Source organism: Klebsiella sp. 18074 (assembly GCF_902705905.1).
In the GTDB taxonomy this organism is placed as follows: domain Bacteria; phylum Pseudomonadota; class Gammaproteobacteria; order Enterobacterales; family Enterobacteriaceae; genus Klebsiella; species Klebsiella terrigena.
This window is the reverse complement of sequence record NZ_CACSIS010000014.1, coordinates 111,551-131,794: the sequence shown is the minus strand read 5'-3', so window position 1 is coordinate 131,794 and position 20,244 is coordinate 111,551. Positions and strand designations below refer to the sequence as shown.

Sequence of the window (20,244 nt, the reverse complement as noted above, 5' to 3'; positions counted from 1 at the left end):
AGTTGTCCTCACTTTTCTTTGGATGTGCTTATCACCAGAAAAGATAAATTATTTTCAGAAAAAGACTGACAATCTAAATTTAAAATACAGAGAGTGATCGCTCGGTAGATATCAACCTATAGGCTAATTGTTCAGTTTGCGATTTTCTGCCATAAAGTCGTGCGGTGCTGGTCGTTGATGGTTTCTGTCTGCCCCATACAACGCCATGTGCCAGAGAGCGGCGTTGTTGCGTGATTACCATCACCTGTCGAGGGAAACAATGCCGAGCCATCTACAGTGCCCGTGTAACCCATTGCTCCGTCGTACCATGCAAATGCATAGGCCCCTATTTCATTTATAAACGGAGGATTATCTTTTGTGGCCATCGCGCCAAGCCCAAGATTTCCCCTTGCGATTGCCAGATTAGTTAACCCCGCAAAGTTTTGATCTTTCTGTAATGCGCCAGTAATTCGCGAATCGTCCCCTGCAGCCACCGTACCAGCTGTAGTTCCTACCGCTCGTGTAGCAGAATTACCCAGACCGAGATTAGTTCTTGCTGTAGATTTATTGTCAAGGTCACTTAGGTTCAATGACTTTTTAAGATAGTCGCTAATAGAAAATAATTTATTTAAGGCTTCTAATACCTGCGCTGAATTTTCGGGGTCTAATTCAATGCCAGCCCCTTCGACAACGTTAACAAGTTCAGTCTGAATGGCATTAAACCATGCAGCAACCAGCCTTGTGGGAGGAATGCCACCGGATATTTTTCCATCAGTAAAAAGGCCATCAAGAGCCGTAGATTCTACATCACTAATTTTTAGCATGCTGAAACACCTGTGATTGTTGATATATTATATTTACGCTTAATATTCCGGCCATACACTATTCATCAAAACATCAAATAAAGATTGATATTCCGGCGTATTAATCTCAGCCTCAAAGCCATACACAAATATAATATTTATATGTGATGGTGCGATTTTTGTTATCGCACATTCAAACTGTTTATCCCCCCACGAACCGAGAGGATCACCGCAATAAGTGCTACCTGAATATGCGTATCTTATTGTTGTTCCGGGAACATTAATTTGCCATGTGAAAGGCCATTCATCGCCATTTATCGCATCTCCACATACCGACATTCCACACATTGCAGGTCGAAATTGAGTGATGTATATGGTGTAACCCAGCGCTGCCGCAACACTGATGTAGTAATTGCGGTTTAATCCACCAGTACTGATTAGCTTTGACACAACGGCTCTCTGGCGAGCGCCAATGCTATCTGCTATCCATTTCGCCAATAGCACAATCATCAGGTAGACCGAGTGTACGCTCCCATTCGTAAAGCATCATCAGTGCTGTTGAAGGAAAACCACCTGACAGTAACGCCAGTGAATCAGTGTCAGAACGTGCAAATGAATGTGCAAGAGATCTGACCGTCGCGTACTGTGTACTTTCAACATCGCGGGGCCATGCAAGGCCGGTGGGCAACAGTGAAACCAAAGCACGCGTATAGTCATCAACAGAATAAAGACTCATGTGAAATCAACCGTCCCCAGCAATGGCAGCTCACCCGTCCCTAAAATGATGTTCTGGGAGGGTGATTCCAGCACATATCCCGTCGTGCCGGCGACCTGACTGATCGCACCGTTAATATCGGAGAGATAAATTTTTCCTGACCCGTCCGGCGTTCCGTTGTCAAAAAATAGCAAATTAATAGCGTCTTTTATTGCCTGCACTGTATCGCTGTCTGCGTCCGGGATCCCAGAGATAGTGAAGTCGACAACTTTTTCTATTGGAGAGCAGACGTAAATAATCGCAGTATCAGCCTGGAGAGGGTAAATATAATCCGCCACCCTTCCCTGATCGCCTGTCGCCTTTATCGCCCCCCAGTCTTCAAGCGATGACACCCCATCGGTCCCGACCGGGAAACCGTTATTCGTCGTGTCATTGCCATCACACATAATGTAAATAACGACGGTACCCGCCCCCATCCCGCGCCGCTTTACCCATGCACGGGTTACGCCAGAAATTTCCAGCGCCCATTTTTTATAATCGGCGTCACTCCCACCCTGAGGCGGGTTCTGGTACGCCTGCAGCCCGCGCTGTCGGAAATCCTCCTCTTTTTCGATATCTGCCCCGCCTGTCGCTGGCTCGATCAACGTCAGCGTATTGTCGATACCCGGCACATTGGCATCCAGCGTCAGCAACGTGCCGGAGTCGGCATTGCCAGCGCTCCCGCCGCCGCTTACGTCGTCAGAAATATCGGGTAAAATAGCCGTGACAGAAGTGGTCCCACTTTTCCCGGCGGATATGGCCAGTTCCGAATCAGTGACATACTGATAACCGTCGGACCGGTTCAGAACGGTACCCGCGGGAAGAATGGCCCCGACAGTTCCCGTTGCCCTTGCTGCAGGTGAACGGGCGGCAGTGGCCGCTTTCCGGTAAGTCTGTTTTAGTGCCATCCAGCCTGCCAGCCACTCCCCGGTAGATGTGAACGGGTTTGTCTGCAGGGCAATATAATCCAGGTAGGCATAGTGCAGGTGCGACATACCGGCATCCATGTCCGCGACGACCTTCAGATTCCCGAAGCGAAGCAAGGCACCAACATTTTTTAGTTCTGCCTGCATAAACTGCCGGTTTTCTTCGCGCAGCTCACTCAGCGTTTTTCGTTTAAACGGCATTATTTATTTGCTCCCAGATCCAGAAAAATGCGCTCTCCTGCCAGTCTCCATCCGGCGGCAGATAACGAATAATCAGGTTGAGCCTGTTCGGCATGACAATCTGCGTTGTGCAACTGATATCACTGACGACACCATCGCCTTTCAGCCAGTCAAGAGCCTCTTTTGCGTACTCTTCTGCCCTTATCGCGACATTCGTCGTCAGTTTTTCGCGCCGCAGCAACCACAGCCGGCTACCCAGTTGCGTATCGGCGTCTGAGTCTCCCCACCAGCCGCGGCGATCACTACCGTCATAAGCGTCGTCCCGGCGGGCAAGGCGATCTGTGAACAGACTGAGGATGATTGCGGTTTGCAGGTCGTTGCCGGTTTCCAGAGCCCCGAGATCGGTGTGCCAGTCAGCACGAAGCGCATCAACATTCCAGAATGATGAAATATCACTCATACCTGTTCCCCTGGTTTCTCGCTGGTTACGGTATCGTTACCTTGTTCGACCTCTTTCACTTCATGATCGTGTTCGTTATACGCGTCCCTTAACTGTTTCAGCGTTTTGTCGTTGGTTTCACAGTTATCAATAACATCACCGGTGACCAGCAATTTAGGTGTGATGAGCTTCACCTGTTCTGTCGCGGTAGCCGTTAGATTTTTTGCGTTATTGACGGTGACGTCCTGGCCCTTTGCATCGATGCTGATGCCGGCTTCCGTCAACTGGATGTACAGCCCCCACTGGTTGTACATTACCGTTTCACCGGGGCTCAGATCTGAATGGCGGTACCCCTGATGGTTGGTCGCGATGACTACCGGATTCGAACGATCACCGCCCAGGAACGCCAGCACGACATCAGTACCAACGGGAAGCCCGGAAGAAAAGCCAAACTCGGCCAGTCTATGTGCGCTGGCGACCTCAAGCGGGGTCTGGTACTGCACTGACTGGGTCCCACCAGTGTCCTGCATCGCAGTGACTCGCCCCACGCCCAGCATGCTGGCAATACGGTTTGCAATATGTCGAAACTGGTTCATTGGCTGAATCCTGCTATCTGCTGGTAAAACGCATAGGGTTGCACTGCAAACGCCTCTGGTGGCATCAGCGTCAACCGGGCATGCGTACCATCGCTGTCCCGCATAAAAGTGACTTCGGCTATCAGCAATTCAGTATCCGGTAGCCTGAGCGTGGGGAGATTCACCGGGATCAGCGTATTTGGCTCCCACAATTTCCCGGCCTTATCCCGCCAGTTGTCTACCGTGACGCTTAACTGCTTCGAGCGACCGTATCGGCGGTTCATCTCCCAGTCGATCGCGCGCTGCGCCTGCTTCGACGCCATCAGCGTGCTTTCAACGATAACGATGCGTTTGCGGTATCGCATACTGGCCGCTTCAGGATCACGGGCAGTGGCCAGCGTTACCGAGTCATAGGCCGTATCCGGAGAAAATCCGGCGATCGGCGAAACGCTCATCGAGACCCCAACATAGTCAGAGAATCGTTCCGACATATCGGCGCGGTAGTACGCCTGTTCGACGTTCTCGCCTTCCGCCACTCCACTGGCTGCCCGTCGGGTTCCTGTGCGCGTAAGCAGCAGGTTTCCGTCGGGCAAATCGTAATAGAGTAGCGCGGACCACCGGGACACCCGTTCGATGATCTCCTGCGGAGATTCGCCCCAGTTAATCGTGAACTGAGGCACGTCGACCAGATCGTCAACATCGCATGACACGTTGATGCCGTACCACGAGGCCAGGCGGGAAGCGATATTCAGTGCATCACTTCGGTTAATAACGTTGTTCGGCCACTCGGCAGAACAGTCCACCAGGTCCTGACATTTGCTGCGGCCGTTCGCCTGGACCTCATGCCGGGCTCGTGTTATCGCAGGCTCCCAACTGTCAACATAACCCGTTATCACCGGGTCCTCACCGAAATGGACCTCACAGGGCGCCCCCTCCACCACCAGCTGCTTTTCGTGGGTGCCAGGGTAATAGTCCAGAAGGCCCAGGCTAAAATCAGACGGGAAACGCTCTATTGAGCGCGTCACGCGGACTGAATCCCAGCCCTCTATTTTTTTGTCACCGACTGTCAGCGTTACTACATCCTGATCATCGCTCATTGTCGTAACACCTTCATCGAAACAGGCATAAACGCCGGGTGCGGTACGTCTGATTCCTGAATCAGCTCATCAGCGCGCCCGACATCCTGATATAAACGATTAGCCAGCGTCAGCGCGGGGAGTGGTTGCGCAGAATTGAACTGCATGAGCTCGCTTAAACTGGCTGAAAGCGCAGACATGGTGTCGAGAAATGAAGACCTGACCAGCAACAATGAACTGTAGAGTTCATCGTCGGCGCGGTCGCCTGTCGCCAGTAGAGCGGCATCCAGTTGATCCGACACCCGGTGGGTAATCTGCTCCGCCTCGTTGCGACTCGTCGGGTTTGATTCAGCGGCCGCTGCCGCCATTGCCGCGCTGCACAGAACAATAATCAGGACATTGACGCTTTCCGCAATATCAGCACCTGCTGACGACTGCTGATATTCTGAACTGGTGGCGTTGGCCAACTTTTCCAGCGCAGTTATCCGCTCATTCACACCGCCAGTGCAGTTGAGGATCACGTTGATAACGTCAGTAGTACGTTGCACAAACTCATCAACCGTGGCAGAGCTATTCAGGCCGGTGACGGTATCAAAAATCCCCTGACGGTCCATGATGGCACTGGCAGATACCTGCACGGAAAGTGATTCAAAATCATCGGTGTCATCGGCAGAGACGCTACCGTTTACACCTGATGAACTGCCACCCACCTCCCCCTTGCTATAGCGCCCGTAGCGCTGATTACCGAACGTTGATTTGAGAACGTTGCTGACATTCGTCACTTCATTGGTGGTGCTGTCCACCATGTTTGTCCAGAAAGCGATCGTGTTCTTGATGGTTTTTATCGCCTGCGTCACGCCACGGATTTCACCTTTAATCCGTGCGATGGTGCTTAATACGGTGGTGCTGACCAACTTCAGGTAATTTGTGCGAACAGATTTTCCTGCAGCACTGCTGCCGGTGACCGCAAAAACCTTTAGCCCTGACTCGATCGCCATCAACGTGAATTCAAAAACACGGCCTGCATCTGCAGAACCGGAAAGCCGAAGCCCGTTTTCCGGTATGGCCACCGTCATTTCACCCAGAGTCGGGTGAATCAACGTGCCTGTGCCCTTCTCCTCACATGCGGTGATGAGCGCCTGACGCTGGGTAATAACATCACCACCGCCATACATCTGGCTGTCCTGAATGAGGAAGCCACGAATGACAATCCGCCGGACACCGCGCCCCATATCCTCTATCCAGGCAGTGTCACGATAAGGGTATTCGTGCACCGCCTGGCGGCGGCCGTGACTGCCTTCCTCAGCGACAACGGCAAACGGAACACCTCTGAAGCTCGAGGCGCGCAACTTACTCTGCCAGTCATCACTGGCGTCGCCGCCCATCAGCGACGAAATCGCATCCTGAATAATCGGCATTTAAACTCCAGGTATAAAAAAACCGCCAGCATGGGCGGTTTTAGTTTTTTATGGCTTTAAGTTATATAGATACTAATTACATGCTGATAATGCTGAAAGCACCCAAGCGAATTGAGATGCATCAAATTTGCATTTTTCTTTATCTGTTGGGGATATTATTGCCCCATAAACTTTTCGCCCATCATTTTTGGTAAAGTAATCTTTTGTGACTATTATGTCACCGTTCTTTTTAACCCACTCGCCATAGCTATCGGAAACTTTCTTTAATACTGCCACGCTCATTGCGTCACCTGGCGTGTGGTGAAAGCGGTACAACCTGGTTCTAGTTGGTTCTATGAAATTGAAATATACATCATTCTTCCAATATGAAGGCAGGAAGATAAAAATGCCTTCAGGGTCACTCCCTTTTATTTGCTGCCTGCTAATTAAGCCACCAGGATATGAGCCAATTTCACCACGCTCACTGACTACGACCTTTGTTATTACAGATTCTGAATGCTCTTCATTATAAAGAGATACGTACATCTCTAAAAAACCATCAATATTTGATGAAGAAACAACTTTGAGGGAATCCCCTGGTAGCTTTTTAATTAATGTTGACCGCGCGACATTCTGACTGAAATCCTTTCCATGAAAACATATCGCCAAGTCCGCAGGTTTGTCCTGTAAGGTTCCGGTGATCGCAGGTGTTGTTATGTCTCCCCAAAACCCTTGATTTACCATCACCCTACAGACAGCATCCCCCCTCCCAGCCAAGACCGAAAGTGGATAAAAAACAGCAAGAACAATTATGTATATAGCTTTCATTTTTTCCTCACATGAATATATTTACATAATTGTATCTTATTGTATTTTTATAGAAACTAATAATTCATAGGTGTAATTATTTTTCCATTGTTTTCAACGTTGTACGTTTTCCTTTCACCTTTATCGTTAGTCATAACGATCTCCAGTCTTAGCGGTTGTTCTGTGAAAGCATCCTTGAGGGAGCGGGCTAGGTTATCGGTGACGGTATTCGAGTCAAGGTTGCTTTTCTTTGGCGCCAGTATTGATTCCGGGCGATAGCCACCAGTCGGCATCGAGTTGATATTGTTCCGCTGCTGAGAGAGTAGCTCCGGGCTGCGCTTTCCTGACCACCGGTCATCCGTGATGGCCGTTCTTATCGCGTTTTTGAGTTGTTCTTCCGTGTAGGGTTGAGAGCCCTGCTCATGCCTAATCATTGAGGCCATCAACTTCTTCAGGACTTCGGGGTTATGGAGGTCAAGACGCTGGCCTGAACCAAAACCAGTTCTGGAAGTCACATCATCGATATAAGCCCGGGTATTGTTTTCAGAACTCGGGGCATACGTATGAAGAATCCCACTCGGGGTATTATTGCCACGATCCCCATATAGCATCAACTGACGAGCCATTGCTGCAAGACCATCATGATCATTGGAGAACGTCGAGAAACCGCCGCTCTTACCTGTTGAGTTAGGGGCGCCTCTCAAGTTTCCAGGATTGTGATTCCTGAATCCTATTGTATTGGCGGTGTTGCCCCCATCGTTATAAGGCATATTCTCATTGCCTGGAACTTTTTGTAGCAAAGCTGCAGATAAATCATCCTGCAGACTGTATGCCTGCCACATTGCTCCGTATCGGGCATTAAGCTTTTTCTCCACCTCGGGATCAGGTCTGTTAAGAGTAAAATTGAGCCTTTCAGAAGCTGACAGACTGGCTTTAAACTCATCATCTCTTAATGCTTTCCAGCGAATATCTTTATCACGATCTCCGTGATAAAAAACCTTCCCGTCATATTTTTGGGCGTCATTGAGAGATTTATCAATAGCGGGATCGTGTCGAAATAACTTAATTGCTTCATTGCCAGCGACCTTTTTAAAACCGGCAACACGAGCATAAAGCTCATTCATCTGGCGATTGGCTTCTGACATTTCCTTATTAAATTCAGGATCCACGGTCAGACCAAATTTATCGGCCTTCGCCAGGAGCGTTGCATATTTGGCACCCTCACGCATCAGGGTCAATAGCTCTGGAGTAAGCCCAACAGCATCGGCAAAGGATTTTTGCTGGTCAGGCCGCAGGGTCGGGAAAATTTTCGCAATCGACTCCAGTGTTTTGAGGGTATTTACTGAGCCGTCACTGTTCTTTTCGATCTGTGCGCCAATTTGGGCCATAGCGGCCATAACACCCGCATTCTTACCGCTGGCTGCCTCATTAAATGCTTTGAAAATACCCTCAATGGATGAGGCCGCACTTTCACTGTCTGCCCCCAGAATACGCATCGCGCCGGCCAGTTGCGTAAAGTCCCGGACGCTCATAGCGGTGTTCTGCGCATGGGTATCGAGGTTGTAAGCCTCTTTAGCTGCTTCCCTGAAACCGTCGGCAACCTTTTTTATGCCGTATCCGACAACGCCGGCCGCGCCAAAGGTAGCCATTTTACCTGCCAGCTCACCGACGATCTTCAGTGGAGGAATGATATCTCCGATGAACTGGACGTTATCCCGTGCACTACGGGCCATTTTATCCAGCCGACCGCCGACATCATCCAGACTATCAACCGTCTCATCACCGCCGAGGTTAAGCTTTTCCTGCGTCTCATCCAGGTGAGGGAGCAGGTTTTTAATGGCTTCGTTGATTTCATCAATGGTGGCGCTGACCCTGTCGTCCGCAATCAGCTCGAAATCGAATGCATTACTCATCGTCCTGATCTCCGGACTTCAGTTTATTAATTCGTTTGGCCTGCGCCACCCACCAGAGCAGCCGTTTCTGGGTCATACCCCATGCCCGTTCGTCGCTCCACCCGAAATAGAAGGTGACGTCTGCCGCCACCTCCTGCCACGCGGTCAGGGCTTCCAGTTCAAAAAACCGAGCAGATACTCCTTACATTTGCAAAAATCCACATAATCCATCGGTGCCAGTACGCTTTCCCGGGTGTCTGTCACCAAGGCAATCAGCAAACGCATTGCAGCAATCGAGGTGGAGGATTCCTGTTTTTCGTAGAACTTCTCAACCTGAGTCAGCGTGGGGGCCTTCAGTTCCAGCTGCTCATAACGTATTTTTTGCGCTGCATCGTCCAGGGGGACGGTCAGAATAATGGTCTTCGTACGTTCTAATTCAGCCATAGATTAATTCTCCGTCACTTCACGGCCTTCCCAGCGAACATCGAACACCGCATCTTCGCTTTCCACTTCCTGAACGTTGACCGTCCAGAGCGCGCGACCAATAATCGTTTTCCCGTTCGCCAGTTCGGCAATCACGTTAACGTTGGTCTGCCCGTTAAAATCACGGACACTGGTGCCGCCGCTGTCACGCAGGCGAGCTGAAATGTACCCGGCAACCGGTTTTTCCTTATAGCCATGCACGCCATCCATCCCCGTCAGCGTCGAGCGGTTAACGGTGGACGGCTGGTATTTAAAGGAACCTTCCACCATGACTGAAATACCGTCCACGGTGACGTAGGCGGTACCGGCCAGGCGGTTTGAGGTATCAGCCATGATTTATGCTCCTGTATCTGTTGACTGCGCCTGCAGGCGGAACTGGTTAAGCAGCGCAAAAATACGCAGCTGATTGATGAGCGTTCCCGGCCACAGCACGTCAACGCGGTTCGGATTGGACGCATTTTGTTCAACGATAATATTTTTCGCGAACGCGTCAGCATCCTGGGCGTAACCGTTAAACACCAGCGTCTGGTATTCGGCGATCTGGTCAGCTTTGATGATGTTGGGCGTGACAATGGGCTGACCGGGTGCAAAGCGGGTGCCGTCGGCGGCCAGTTTCATGCGCCCAAACTTGCTGGTCACTGCCGTACGCAGATAGCGGGTCACGAACATCAGGCTGAACAACGTTTCCACCTGCAGGTAGCTGTCGTCTTCATCGCCGTAACTGTTTTTCTGGTAGGTGGTGATGATGTTTTCTACGTTGACCGTCCCGTCGTCGGCGACGGTGTATGTTGAAATGCCGCTGTACAGCAGGTTGTTACGCTCAGTGAGTTCGAAACGGTCCTGCAGATCAGGCGCCAGCACGCCATAAACTGGCAGGCTCTGCAGCGGACGGCCCGGATCATTACGCAGGCTCGGGGCAATGGCGCCAGCCAGCGCGGCAGACCAGATATAACGAGGCGTTGGAGAGCGATAGACGCCCAGCAGCGTTTCATGCTGGTTATTTCGGGCCTCGCCTTTCGTCCCCAGCTCAGCATAGGTTCCCGAGGTCGTGCTGAAGGCATGCCCATACAGTTGTTTATCCCACGCCCAGCGGCCGGAAGCATCGTTCAGAAACGCCTTCATGGCATCAAGAGAGGCCGTATCGTCGTAAGGGTTGATGATGAAATCGAACGTTTTATCCTGCAGGTTGCCCAGCGCATCGACAAAGTCAGGCGCGCCGGCGCCGCCTGCCATCGAGGTAATGGTCAGGGTGAGACCTGCAGGCGTCGATTCCCCGCCCTGCGTCCCCAGATAGTTGAGGCGAATATCAATCCCGTTACCCAGGAGCCCCCTGTTTTTTGCCGTGAACTCCACCGTGTCAGTGGCATCCGATTTAACGGCTGCTGTAACCGGGAGGTCAGTTTTACGGGCGATGGCGGCCACCAGTGCCGTAGCAATTTGCGCCGGCGTATCGGTAGCTAGCACTGTCAGTTGCACGCGGGTCCCGGCGAGGTAGAGAGAGATTACGCCCGTCTCAGACGCCTGTGACGCGACCTTGATACTCCCCTTCGCGGCCACCATTGACCCGGAGTCGTCCGCCAGCGGCAGGATCCAGATTTCAGCAGCCGTGTCATTTTTCTGATAGGCGGTCATCATGCCATGCAGCTGCGAGCCCTTGCCGGTCAGTTCTCCCACACCATTCGGCGAGGAGACTTTGACGGGAATATTGACCTGCGTCGAACCAGCAGCCAGCATCTGACCAATCAGCAAGGTTCGTTGCGTCGCCGTCGCAGTATTGGCCATAGAGTTGTCGAACTCGACGTAAAACAACGGCGGCCGGAGATTACCGGGTACGCGTGAAAACGGAACGGTCATTTAAACGTCCTCTTTTTTAGCGGTGTTCTTCACACCTTTTTCCAGCACCAGGCTGACATCACCATCCTTCAGACGGCGGCGCCAGAAGGTATTATCCGGGACAACCGCGCCTTCTACAGGCAATGGCTCCCCCCGGACGGGACAGCGAACGCTAAGCCCGTCTTTTGGTTTTACAAACATGGATTACTCCTGAAGGTTAATACTGAGACCCGGGCGCGGGGTGCCATCCGGCATTTCGACGGTGATGTCTATCCCTTCCAACGGAGGCGGGTTGATGGGATAAAAATCTTCCGGCCCCTGATAATGTTCGATGTCGATCTCAAACAGCAGTTGACCCAGATGCGCTTCACCCTCGCCATCAACGTCAATCGTCGAACGGATTTCCGCGTACTTCTGGATTTTACGAGTGAGCTCGTAGCTGTTGATGACCGCCCTTTCTACCTGCTCGCGCAGGTCCTCCAGCGCCTCCTCGGCCCGTAGCGCCCCATCATCATCGGTTTCCCCGTCATATTCCTGGACGCGGCCAGTGATGCGGACAGTGGTTACCGTGGTGAACGCCGGCGTATTCCGCCCCTGCGCCTTTTTATGGTCAAACGGGGTTTGTACCAGCAGCACCGGATAAAGCGCCGCCGAGGTTGGCCAGTCCCGCGGGGAATAAACGCGGTCGCCGGCATCGGTGTGCCCGACCAACGCCATGACCACCATTTTGCGAATAGCTGATGCATTCATCGTGCTTTCACCACATTGAGAACAAGGCGGGATCCGCCATGACTGTCAGGCTCGACATTGGACACCACGAATAACTGATTAATGACGTGTCCGCCGACGGTTTTAATAAACACCCGGTCCGATACTTCAGGCTGAGGTTTTCCCAGCTTGCGGAACTCGGCATCACGTACACCGAGCATCGGACTGGAGGTATTGATCACTGAATCCCCATCGAGGTTTTCAGCAGCCTGGGCATACCCACGGTCAAAAATGCCGTTAATCGAGAAAGGAGCAGTACCGTCTTTGGGACGGTACTCGTGTTCATCGCCGAAGACGCCATGTAACGGACTTAACAGGTGTAAATCCCAGTCGACGCCCATACCAGTTACTCCGCCGTGACGCTTACGGCTGGCGCAGCAGAAAGCACGCGATGACGCAACACCTGAACATCAGCAATCACGCCAGCGGCAAGCAGGCGATCGGCATCCGTTCCGGTTACCGGGATGCGCGTATTTTCGCGGTAAACTTCACCGTCATGACGAATGCTGTTTCCCTTCAGAACCACAAATTCAGGCTCCGAAGCAGCTTCGACTGAATCATCCCCAGCGCCATCATCACCAGATGAATCATCAGCGTTTGTATCGCTTTGCACCTGATTGTCCTGGGTACCTTCTCCCGCGTTCAGGTCCTCAGCGTTAAGGTCTTCGACGCCAGCGCCCCCCGCATTCAGGTCATCCACCAGCACCGATTTAGTTTCTTTCGCCATATCACACCACCGTTGCGCAAAGGGACGCGTTTACCCGGCTTGGAATAACAAGCGGGGAGGATTGCATCAGGATAAGACGTTGGGCTGGATCTTCTTTCACCCAGGACTTGGGCGCATAGGCCAGCGGACCGTAGTTGAATGCCGGATCCAGAATGACGCCAAAGGCGCGGGTACCCATCAGGTCCGCACCGCTCATGATGACTGCACCATCAGGGATCATCGGCTTTTCTACATTATCGAGCGGGTCAATAAACCAGTCGTTATATAACCAGAGGTCAAAATTACCCCAGCGGCCTTTATAGATAGCCCCCTTCATCACCTGCGGACCCGCATTAATCTGGTTACCAAACGGGCTCAGCGCCGGGAAGTTGATGGCATTATCCTTGATGGTGGTATCCAGGCGGAATGCACGCCATGACTTATTAGTGAAGACCAGGTCAGTGGCGACAGAACCGGATTCTTTCAGGAAAGTGGTCTGCCAGTCTTCAATATCATCTGACGGTTGGGTATTGGTCGCGCCGGCGGCAACGGTCAGCGGCCATTTATCCGAACCGCTCAGTGTGATAGTCAGGTCTGGAGAACGCCCGAAATTCACTACCTTAGTTTCGTAACCTTCCCCGGTGACCGTGACTGTCCCGGACACCAGCGCGCTGGCCGCCATCCACTCCAGGCGACGGTTGATCATGTCGATCTGGTCAGTCATTTCAAACTGCAGATTTAACATTTCACGTTCGGCGGCGGTGTATTCGCCACCAATTCGCTCGCCAATCTGACGACGGATCGGTTTACGCAGATCAGGGGCGCGCTTGTCCTTGATGTACGCCGGTTTGAAGGTATTGGTCTGGTATTTACGGGACTCGACCAGCTTGCCCTCCACCAGCGGAGAGACAAACGGCGCCATACGACGCAGGCCGACATCAACATCAATCGCCACTTCTTCAGTCTCGTAGGTCACGACATTCGGGAAGAAGCGATCGAGTAGCCAGTTTTGACTGGTTTTCAGGTTAGGAACGACCCCTATCAGCACGCTGGTATCAAAAATATTGTCCATATTCAGTCTCTTGATAATGCCAGCTGCACGCTGGCAAAAATTGGAATGAGTCAGCCCCTGCCGGTTAAAGCATTGGGTCAGAGAGGGTTAAATCAGGAAGTAGCTACAGGGGCCTGAGTGCTGTCTTTCAGGAAAATAGCCAGCGGGCGAAGGGCTGTTTTCAGCGCCGGAATGGCCCAGGAGTTATCAAAAATGATGCGGTTCTGGTTGAACTCACCCATCAGATACAGCCCACCATTCTGGTCAGTGGTGGATGCATCAACGTCATCAACCAGAATTGCCGCCGGCGCTTCACTGCCATCGGTAGCAGTTTTCACACTCAGCTTATACTTCCCGCTGGCGGTGACCACTCCCAGTACCGCTCCGCGCTTATATACACCGCCGGTGATAATACCGGTATCGGTAACCAGCTGGAGCGTCCCGGCAATGAGCTGATCGGGTAAAAACAGCGAGCTTTCCATACCCGGAGCAAACTGATTCTGACCATACTGATCCATTATTTCTCTCCTTTAGTGGAGTTGTAGAGACTGGTCATTTTGTTCACCAGCGTCGCTTTACCGCCAGATGGTTTCTCCCCATCCTGCCCAAGCCGGACATTCTCGCTTTCCTGCATGCGCTGATCGAGAGAGCGCTTGCGCGTCGCCTGGGGTTGAGTAGCTGGCGCGGTAGATTCCAGAACGTCGATAGCAGCCGCAGCGCTCATCCCGGTGTTGAATGCGAGCGAGGCGGCCAGCGATGGGTTCGCAGCGGCATGCTTACTACCGAAGATGCGGGCGCAACGTTTACGCTCAGCAATGCGGGCACTGTTAGCCGCTTTGCCTTCTTTGCGGTCGTCGTCATCGTCGGAATCATCCTCTTCGGAAGCATCCGGATCGTCATCATCATCTTCCGCATCGTCGTCGCGTTCGTCTTCTTCGGCGTCGTCGTCACGCTCATCGTCTTCCGCATCATCATCGCGCTCGTCTTCTTCCGCGCGACGGGCTTTCGCCTTTTTGGCTTTTTTATCGTCTTCCTCTTCGGAAGCCGACGCGCCAAGTCCAATAAGGTGGGCAAAACTAAACGGTTTCTTTGCCATTTCAGGCTCCTGTTTTTTCAAGTAAATGTCTGAACGCAGCATCCGGAGGGCATACCTCATCAGCCAGTCCAATCTCCACACCATCAGCAGCCATAAAACAGGCAGCCTGAGTACTTTTAATCACCTTCGCGCTGATCCCGCGATTTCTGGCGACGGTATTCACAAACAATTCCCCCATCGCGTTAATGTCCTGCTGGATGGCATTGAAGGCTTCTTCAGAGAGCTCCCGCAAAGGGGAACCTTCGGCTTTACGGCTTCCGAAGGTAATGATCGTCACTTTCAGGCCGTCGTCTTTAATTCGCTGCGTCCAGTCCAGGTGCATGGTGATGACGCCGACTGAACCCACACCGCCGGTTCTGGGAACGGAAATACGGTCAGCCGCGCTGGCAATCGCATACGCTGCGGAATATGCATTTTCGGTCAGAATGGCATGGATGGGTTTCGTGCCCCGGGCGTTGTAGATTTCATCCACGAGATCAAAGCACCCGGCCACTTCACCGCCGGGCGAATCAATATCCAAGCAGATGCCGTTAACTTCCGGGTCGGCCAGCGCGGTCAGAAATGACTGGCGGATGCCGTCATAACCGGTCATGCCACTATAGGGTCGCAGACTTCCCAGTTTTTGAACCAGCGTACCGCAGATGGGGACCACGGCGACCCCGGCCACGTTGTCATATCCGGGGTCGCGTTTTGACTCCCGACCACGTTTGTCGTCGTAGCCGTACCAGTCATCGTCTTCCATCGCCAGAGAGGATTCGATTCTGCAGATGCCAAACCGGTCCATAACCGCGGCCATGATGACCTCGGCTTTATTCGGATGAAGGGCCAGCGGCGTATTAAACAGACGTTGCGCCAGATGAGGTAGATTCACTTTTCCTCCGGATCTTTGATTGTCTCGCTGGCGAACTTGTCCGCCTGCGCCCAACTGGGTAATGGGAGACCGCGTTTCAGGCAGGACTCAATTTCCAGTTGCCGTTGGTCAAGCACCTCTTCCCAGTCCTCGCCGACGTTTTCCCCCACTTCAATTTCGAGTGTGGAAAGCCCCGCATCCAGACCAAGAATGGCGCCTTTTTTCTCTGCAACCGGATCTACCCAGCCGCGGCCAGGCCCCATCCAGCGAGCGCGGGAATAGGCGGCGCGGGCCTCTACAAAGTCAGGCGCACCCGACGGCAGAGGCAGGTCCTCGTTATCATGAACTTCTTCTGCAAACGCAGTCAGGACAGGCTGCGCGGTCCCCATTGAAAAATCATCACGACGTCGGGTCAGTGTCTTCCAAGCTTCAAGCAATGAAGATCGCGCGGAGCTGTAGTTAACATCTGACCAGTCCTGAGTGACCTGTTGCGGGGAAAGCCCGGTACCGGACGAGAAGTTACGCAGCACGGCCGATTCGAACACCTCAAAGTTGCTGTACGGCCGGGCGGCATTAACCGTTGTGATTTTTTCACCTGGGTAAAGAATCGGCATCCTGGCGCCATTTTGCAGGGTCAGCCGGCGGTCATTGTGAAATTCCACTCGGCCGTCCTGATAGGCTCCCAGACTGGTGTCATCGAAGCTTTCCCCCATCGCAGCCTGAACCATTTCAGAATCATAAGGTGACTCTATATATGCTGCGAAAATGGCATTCAGAATGGCGGCCTCCAGTTCGCTCTGGTCATATTTCACCAGCATTTTCAGACGCTGAATGACCGGCGTCAGGATGCCATTGCCGCGGTGTTGAGCACCCCGCTCATGGTCGAAATCATGGACGACATGCGGACGCCCCCAGGCGGTTTCACGGGGTATACGCCGCCATGTCATAGTTTTGGCACCGCTCCACCAGTCGCCGATATGCGCCTCACGGATGTGATAAGCAATCGGTGCGCCGTCCTCATCAATCTCCACGCCACCGCGAATATTCGGCATGTCGAAATTCTGCTGTGGGTTACTGAGCCTGTCAGGATCGACGACCTGAACAGTGGTGGCATATCGTCCCCTGCCCCGCCCCAACCGGTCAGGCCGGTACTGGAGGACCATCAGCGCATCCCCGTCAATCAGCTTGTGGCGAAAGGCCAGGCGCAACATCTGCGGCACAGTCAGCTTGCGTTCAACATCGCAGTACCGCCCGGTGTCATATGCCCAGGTGCGCCAGTGCGCCTCCAGCGCTTTGCCGTACTCTTCAGCCCATGTTGAATCGAAGGATTTATTACCGGTGACCATACGCAGCACCCGGTAATCGGGTTTCATGATGGGCCTGAAATTGGCGCCGACGGCGTTATCCAGAAGACGGGTTACGGCGCCGTTCGCCCACCCGTCATTACGGACCAGGTCACGGGCACGCGAAACAATGCGATCGCGATAAATGTTGATTTCGTTGTCCGGCGACCATAGCGCTGGTTGCCAGTTCGCCAGCTGATCACTAAACGAATCGGCGGCGTCATAAGGTACCCGGCTGCCGCCCGTCAGCATGCTGGGCCGCGGTGCGCGATACGGGGTACCATCCGGGCCAAGTATTTGCACTTTATTCATCAGAATCGAAACCTCACTGGCTTCCGCGGTCTCGCGACAATCCCCAGCTGCGCCTGCAGTAACTGAATCAGCGCCAGCAGGTCAGCCAGAGAACTTTGCTGATAAGACACCGACCGTGTCCCGTCTCCCTGCGAATAGGAAAATGAAACACCGCGACTCCCGGTTGTTAAATCAATGTATGCCTGCTGAGCTTTCTGCAGGGCGTCCCTGAGCTGCTCATCAGTCATCGAGCCAGCCAGCAGACTGGTATTCCGGTTGAACATGGTTTTCCTTATTGCGGCAGGAGTTTTGAAATTTGCTTACGCTTAACGGGCGCCGGTTCTTCAATAACCGCGCCGGGTAACTCGTAGCTGATTTTTTCTTCTGGTACGGCAGGTGCCGGCAGGAATTTTTCAGGGTTGGCTTCGAGGTTGGCGGCCCGAACGTTGAGCTTTAACCCCATATGCTTGAGCCCACACAGTGCGGCATAGCTGTATACCAGGCAGTCGAGCGCTTCATTGGCTCTCCCCGGTATCTGCTCCCAGACACTGAAGCGCTGGCCTGCAGTCACTTTGTAAACCAGACGTTCGGCCAGCAGCTGGTTGAAATACCCCAGGTCACGGTCATCTGGGAAATGCATATAACCCGCCGCGGCTGCGCCCGGTGCGGGAGGGTCCAGGTGGAGGCGACCACGCACCACATCCTTGGCAGAGTTCACACCGATGATAATTGGCCGGAAACTGGCTTTGCTTTTCGATGTCGGGCGCTTTGTCGGCCAGACAGGGTTACGCCTGCCGCTTTGAGCAGACTCACCTTTGATCGCCCAGACACGACGTCCCAAACGCTCCTTAGCAAATTCGTAGACCTTTTGCGTGTGGTGGCCGCCGGAGTCCATGCATGTCGCCATGATGTTCAGTCCACGACCATCACCCCGGCGCCAGATCTGTTTCAGGTATGCATCGAGTCGTTTCCACGGTTCATCCGTTTCCAGATCGCCATAAATCACATCGTGGGAAACCGACCATGATTCCTCATCCCTCCCCCAACCGGTGATTGTGATTTCGAAGCGATCATCCTGGGTATCTACGCCTGCAGTTAACAAAGCCACGCCATCAGGAACGATGGCCGGGAAGACTTCACGACGCGCCAGCAGAATATCAACCGGCAGCTGTTTGCCGTGGTTGGGTCTGTGTGGCAATCCCATTTGCGTGTTCCACCAGGCTTGCTCTTTATCCGGATCCCCCTTCGCCTTGATATATTTTCCCGCGATATCCGACGGTTTATCTTTCTGCCAGGGGCTGAACAGTTTGGAAGCCTGATAGCCGGCATGGTGGTTATCGACAGCCTCTTTTCCGCAATCCGGACAAATCGCCCGGTAGACCGCATGCCGCGGTGATTCGGACCATTTCCAGACAGCAGCCACGCTATTTTCATCATTCGCCCGCCAGGCCTGATCGTACTCAAGCAACGGGGAGTGGCGAGAACCGCAACACTCAAACGGCCGGGTCTGATGCCAGCGGATAGTCTGTAATGCGCGCAGGCGCTCACCTTCAGACCAGCCGGCACCGCAGCATTCACAGTGGATCATGGCTGATTTTGTCAGGTGTTTATCACCCTCTTTCGGCCACTGAACGTGTTTAAAAAAATCCAGAAACTGCCGATGCCCACAGTGCGGACAAACAACAGAGGCCCGGCGCTGATCAGATTCGGCATAGCTGTCAGCAATCCGGCTTTCATCCTCAACGGTCGGCGAACAGGCGCGGACGGAAAGCCAGGTCAGGCCAAACGTTGCGGTTCGTTCCTCCGCGAGGGTTATCGGATCCCCCTCTCGGGTAATCGGGTATTTATCCACCTCATCTGCCAGAAGTACGCGGATAGGTCGGCGTGCCAGGTTGTCCGGGCTACCGGCGCCTGCCAGCGCCAGAAATCCGCCCGTAAACGCTTTATAGAGAATGGTTTCTTTCGAACTCTTCTGTTTTGAGTCGCCGATGATTTTCCGCAGTACCGGCGTCACCCGCACCAGCGGGCTGATACGCTCTTTTGAAAACTGCTCTGCCGCCTCTTCTTTCGGCTGCAGGAGCAAAATCGGGCATGGATCGAGGTGAGCGAAATAGCCGAACAGGTTTTCAAGCAATGCCGTTTTCATCAGCTGCGTGCAGCACATCACCGTGACGACATGCACGCCGGATTCAGTCGCCGCCAGCATCGGACCACGGGCAATTTCTACAGTCGAGGTCTCCCAGTTCCCTGACGTGCTCCCGGCCTCCTTAGCCAGCTTCCGGTAGTCATCCGCCCATTGCGGAACGCTGATACGCGGCGGTGGCGTCCATCCTTTTCTGACACTCAGTTGAAGTCGTTCAATCTTCAGCTGAGTTAAATTCTGGCTCTCCGAGGACTGAGATATGTTTGTGGACATGTTCGATCAGCACCTCTGTCATCCTGTCCGCCGGCACATCCAGATCAGCGGCCATAAGCGGGGCCACCCGGGAAGGCCAGTTCATCCAGGCATCACGCTGTTGGCGAAAGGCGTTGAAAAGAATCTCCTCGGCGGCGACCAGTTCAATCGTCTGGCCACTGTCTTTTTCATACTGAAGTTTGGCCAGCAGAGCCATATAGTTTTCGCGCACCCGCGCGGCTTCCTCCCGGGTAAGATCGGCACCTTCGGTAAGGATAATTTTTCTGGCAGTGTCTTCAAGTTCATCACCGACATCATCAACGACCGCCGGCGTTTTCTTTTTCTTCGCGTTCGATGCGCGCGGATCCTTTCCGTCGCGGTTTCTCTTCAGTGCAGCATCGCTCGCTTCAACATCAATCAGGTCACCGTCCATCACGATGAAACGGCCGGCTTTAATCCAGCGCCCAATCGTTTTGCGATCGACGCCTGAGTGCTGCGCATACTGGCTCTGATTCATCATGGTCATGGGGCATCACCTGGGACATTTTTTAGTTGGGACATTTACCTGGGACATTTTTGCAATGTCCCACACGAATGTCC

The 20,244-nt window shown here is 53.1% G+C and carries 23 protein-coding genes and 1 pseudogene; all 24 read right to left on the bottom strand.

Features of this window, described 5'->3' with window-relative positions:
* Positions 1-131: 131 nt before the first annotated feature.
* The 24 genes and pseudogenes from GVK32_RS15650 to GVK32_RS15535 all read right to left on the bottom strand — a co-directional run bounded on the left by GVK32_RS15650 (position 132) and on the right by GVK32_RS15535 (position 20,170).
* Entirely contained in the window at positions 132-803 is a 672-nt protein-coding gene (locus GVK32_RS15650) for a hypothetical protein (protein ID WP_159869498.1), read from the bottom strand.
* Between the two features lie 39 nt (positions 804-842).
* Positions 843-1,518, bottom strand: a pseudogene (locus tag GVK32_RS29200) (YmfQ family protein).
* Positions 1,515-2,663, bottom strand: a complete 1,149-nt coding sequence (locus GVK32_RS15640) for a baseplate J/gp47 family protein (RefSeq protein ID WP_159869495.1) — start codon at positions 2,661-2,663, stop codon at positions 1,515-1,517. The pseudogene GVK32_RS29200 and the gene GVK32_RS15640 overlap by 4 nt, the downstream one beginning before the upstream one ends.
* The gene (locus GVK32_RS15635) at positions 2,653-3,102 is read right to left on the bottom strand and encodes a phage GP46 family protein (RefSeq protein ID WP_136895632.1); all 450 of its coding nucleotides are present in this window, start codon (positions 3,100-3,102) and stop codon (positions 2,653-2,655) included. Before GVK32_RS15635 ends, GVK32_RS15640 begins: the two co-directional genes overlap by 11 nt.
* On the bottom strand, positions 3,099-3,677 hold the full coding sequence (locus GVK32_RS15630; protein ID WP_227697834.1) for a phage baseplate assembly protein: 579 nt from the start codon (positions 3,675-3,677) through the stop codon (positions 3,099-3,101). Before GVK32_RS15630 ends, GVK32_RS15635 begins: the two co-directional genes overlap by 4 nt.
* Positions 3,674-4,753 carry a phage baseplate assembly protein gene (locus GVK32_RS15625; protein ID WP_136071000.1) on the bottom strand — a complete coding sequence of 360 codons (1,080 nt, stop codon included), beginning with the start codon at positions 4,751-4,753 and terminating at the stop codon, positions 3,674-3,676. The genes GVK32_RS15630 and GVK32_RS15625 overlap by 4 nt, the downstream gene beginning before the upstream one ends.
* Positions 4,750-6,150, bottom strand: a complete 1,401-nt coding sequence (locus GVK32_RS15620; RefSeq protein ID WP_159869492.1) for a DNA circularization protein — start codon at positions 6,148-6,150, stop codon at positions 4,750-4,752. The genes GVK32_RS15625 and GVK32_RS15620 overlap by 4 nt, the downstream gene beginning before the upstream one ends.
* A 72-nt stretch (positions 6,151-6,222) precedes the next feature.
* Positions 6,223-6,957 (bottom strand): hypothetical protein, encoded by a 735-nt coding sequence (locus tag GVK32_RS15615; protein ID WP_064342783.1) that lies wholly within the window; start codon positions 6,955-6,957, stop codon positions 6,223-6,225.
* A gap of 56 nt (positions 6,958-7,013) precedes the next feature.
* Positions 7,014-8,849, bottom strand: coding sequence for a hypothetical protein (locus GVK32_RS15610; protein WP_159869489.1), 1,836 nt, complete (start codon positions 8,847-8,849; stop codon positions 7,014-7,016).
* A 144-nt stretch (positions 8,850-8,993) separates the two neighbouring features.
* The gene (locus GVK32_RS15605) at positions 8,994-9,272 is read right to left on the bottom strand and encodes a phage tail assembly protein (RefSeq protein ID WP_048263925.1); all 279 of its coding nucleotides are present in this window, start codon (positions 9,270-9,272) and stop codon (positions 8,994-8,996) included.
* Between the two features lie 3 nt (positions 9,273-9,275).
* Complete coding sequence (locus tag GVK32_RS15600; RefSeq protein WP_159869486.1) at positions 9,276-9,644, bottom strand: phage tail tube protein; 369 nt, start codon at positions 9,642-9,644, stop codon at positions 9,276-9,278.
* Between the two features lie 3 nt (positions 9,645-9,647).
* Positions 9,648-11,165: a phage tail sheath subtilisin-like domain-containing protein gene (locus GVK32_RS15595; protein ID WP_159869483.1), complete on the bottom strand. Its 1,518-nt coding sequence runs from the start codon at positions 11,163-11,165 to the stop codon at positions 9,648-9,650.
* Positions 11,166-11,345, bottom strand: a complete 180-nt coding sequence (locus GVK32_RS15590) for a DUF2635 domain-containing protein (protein ID WP_159869480.1) — start codon at positions 11,343-11,345, stop codon at positions 11,166-11,168.
* Between the two features lie 3 nt (positions 11,346-11,348).
* Positions 11,349-11,894, bottom strand: a complete 546-nt coding sequence (locus tag GVK32_RS15585) for an ATP-binding protein (RefSeq protein WP_159869477.1) — start codon at positions 11,892-11,894, stop codon at positions 11,349-11,351.
* Complete coding sequence (locus GVK32_RS15580; protein WP_159869474.1) at positions 11,891-12,253, bottom strand: hypothetical protein; 363 nt, start codon at positions 12,251-12,253, stop codon at positions 11,891-11,893. Before GVK32_RS15580 ends, GVK32_RS15585 begins: the two co-directional genes overlap by 4 nt.
* A gap of 5 nt (positions 12,254-12,258) precedes the next feature.
* Positions 12,259-12,639, bottom strand: a complete 381-nt coding sequence (locus GVK32_RS15575; RefSeq protein ID WP_159869471.1) for a hypothetical protein — start codon at positions 12,637-12,639, stop codon at positions 12,259-12,261.
* 1 nt (position 12,640) lies between these two features.
* The gene (locus GVK32_RS15570) at positions 12,641-13,690 is read right to left on the bottom strand and encodes a major capsid protein (protein ID WP_151351893.1); all 1,050 of its coding nucleotides are present in this window, start codon (positions 13,688-13,690) and stop codon (positions 12,641-12,643) included.
* Between the two features lie 92 nt (positions 13,691-13,782).
* A complete protein-coding gene (locus GVK32_RS15565; protein ID WP_159869468.1) occupies positions 13,783-14,187 on the bottom strand; it encodes a head decoration protein in 405 nt (134 codons plus the stop codon).
* The gene (locus tag GVK32_RS15560) at positions 14,187-14,765 is read right to left on the bottom strand and encodes a hypothetical protein (RefSeq protein ID WP_159869465.1); all 579 of its coding nucleotides are present in this window, start codon (positions 14,763-14,765) and stop codon (positions 14,187-14,189) included. Before GVK32_RS15560 ends, GVK32_RS15565 begins: the two co-directional genes overlap by 1 nt.
* A 1-nt stretch (position 14,766) precedes the next feature.
* On the bottom strand, positions 14,767-15,636 hold the full coding sequence (locus tag GVK32_RS15555) for a S49 family peptidase (protein WP_159869462.1): 870 nt from the start codon (positions 15,634-15,636) through the stop codon (positions 14,767-14,769).
* A complete protein-coding gene (locus GVK32_RS15550; protein WP_047723972.1) occupies positions 15,633-17,270 on the bottom strand; it encodes a phage portal protein in 1,638 nt (545 codons plus the stop codon). The genes GVK32_RS15555 and GVK32_RS15550 overlap by 4 nt, the downstream gene beginning before the upstream one ends.
* On the bottom strand, positions 17,270-17,533 hold the full coding sequence (gene gpW, locus GVK32_RS15545; protein ID WP_032735077.1) for a gpW family head-tail joining protein: 264 nt from the start codon (positions 17,531-17,533) through the stop codon (positions 17,270-17,272). Before gpW ends, GVK32_RS15550 begins: the two co-directional genes overlap by 1 nt.
* 8 nt (positions 17,534-17,541) lie before the next feature.
* Positions 17,542-19,665, bottom strand: a complete 2,124-nt coding sequence (locus GVK32_RS15540; protein WP_159869459.1) for a phage terminase large subunit family protein — start codon at positions 19,663-19,665, stop codon at positions 17,542-17,544.
* Complete coding sequence (locus GVK32_RS15535) at positions 19,607-20,170, bottom strand: hypothetical protein (RefSeq protein ID WP_032717776.1); 564 nt, start codon at positions 20,168-20,170, stop codon at positions 19,607-19,609. Before GVK32_RS15535 ends, GVK32_RS15540 begins: the two co-directional genes overlap by 59 nt.
* Between the last annotated feature and the right edge of the window lie 74 nt (positions 20,171-20,244).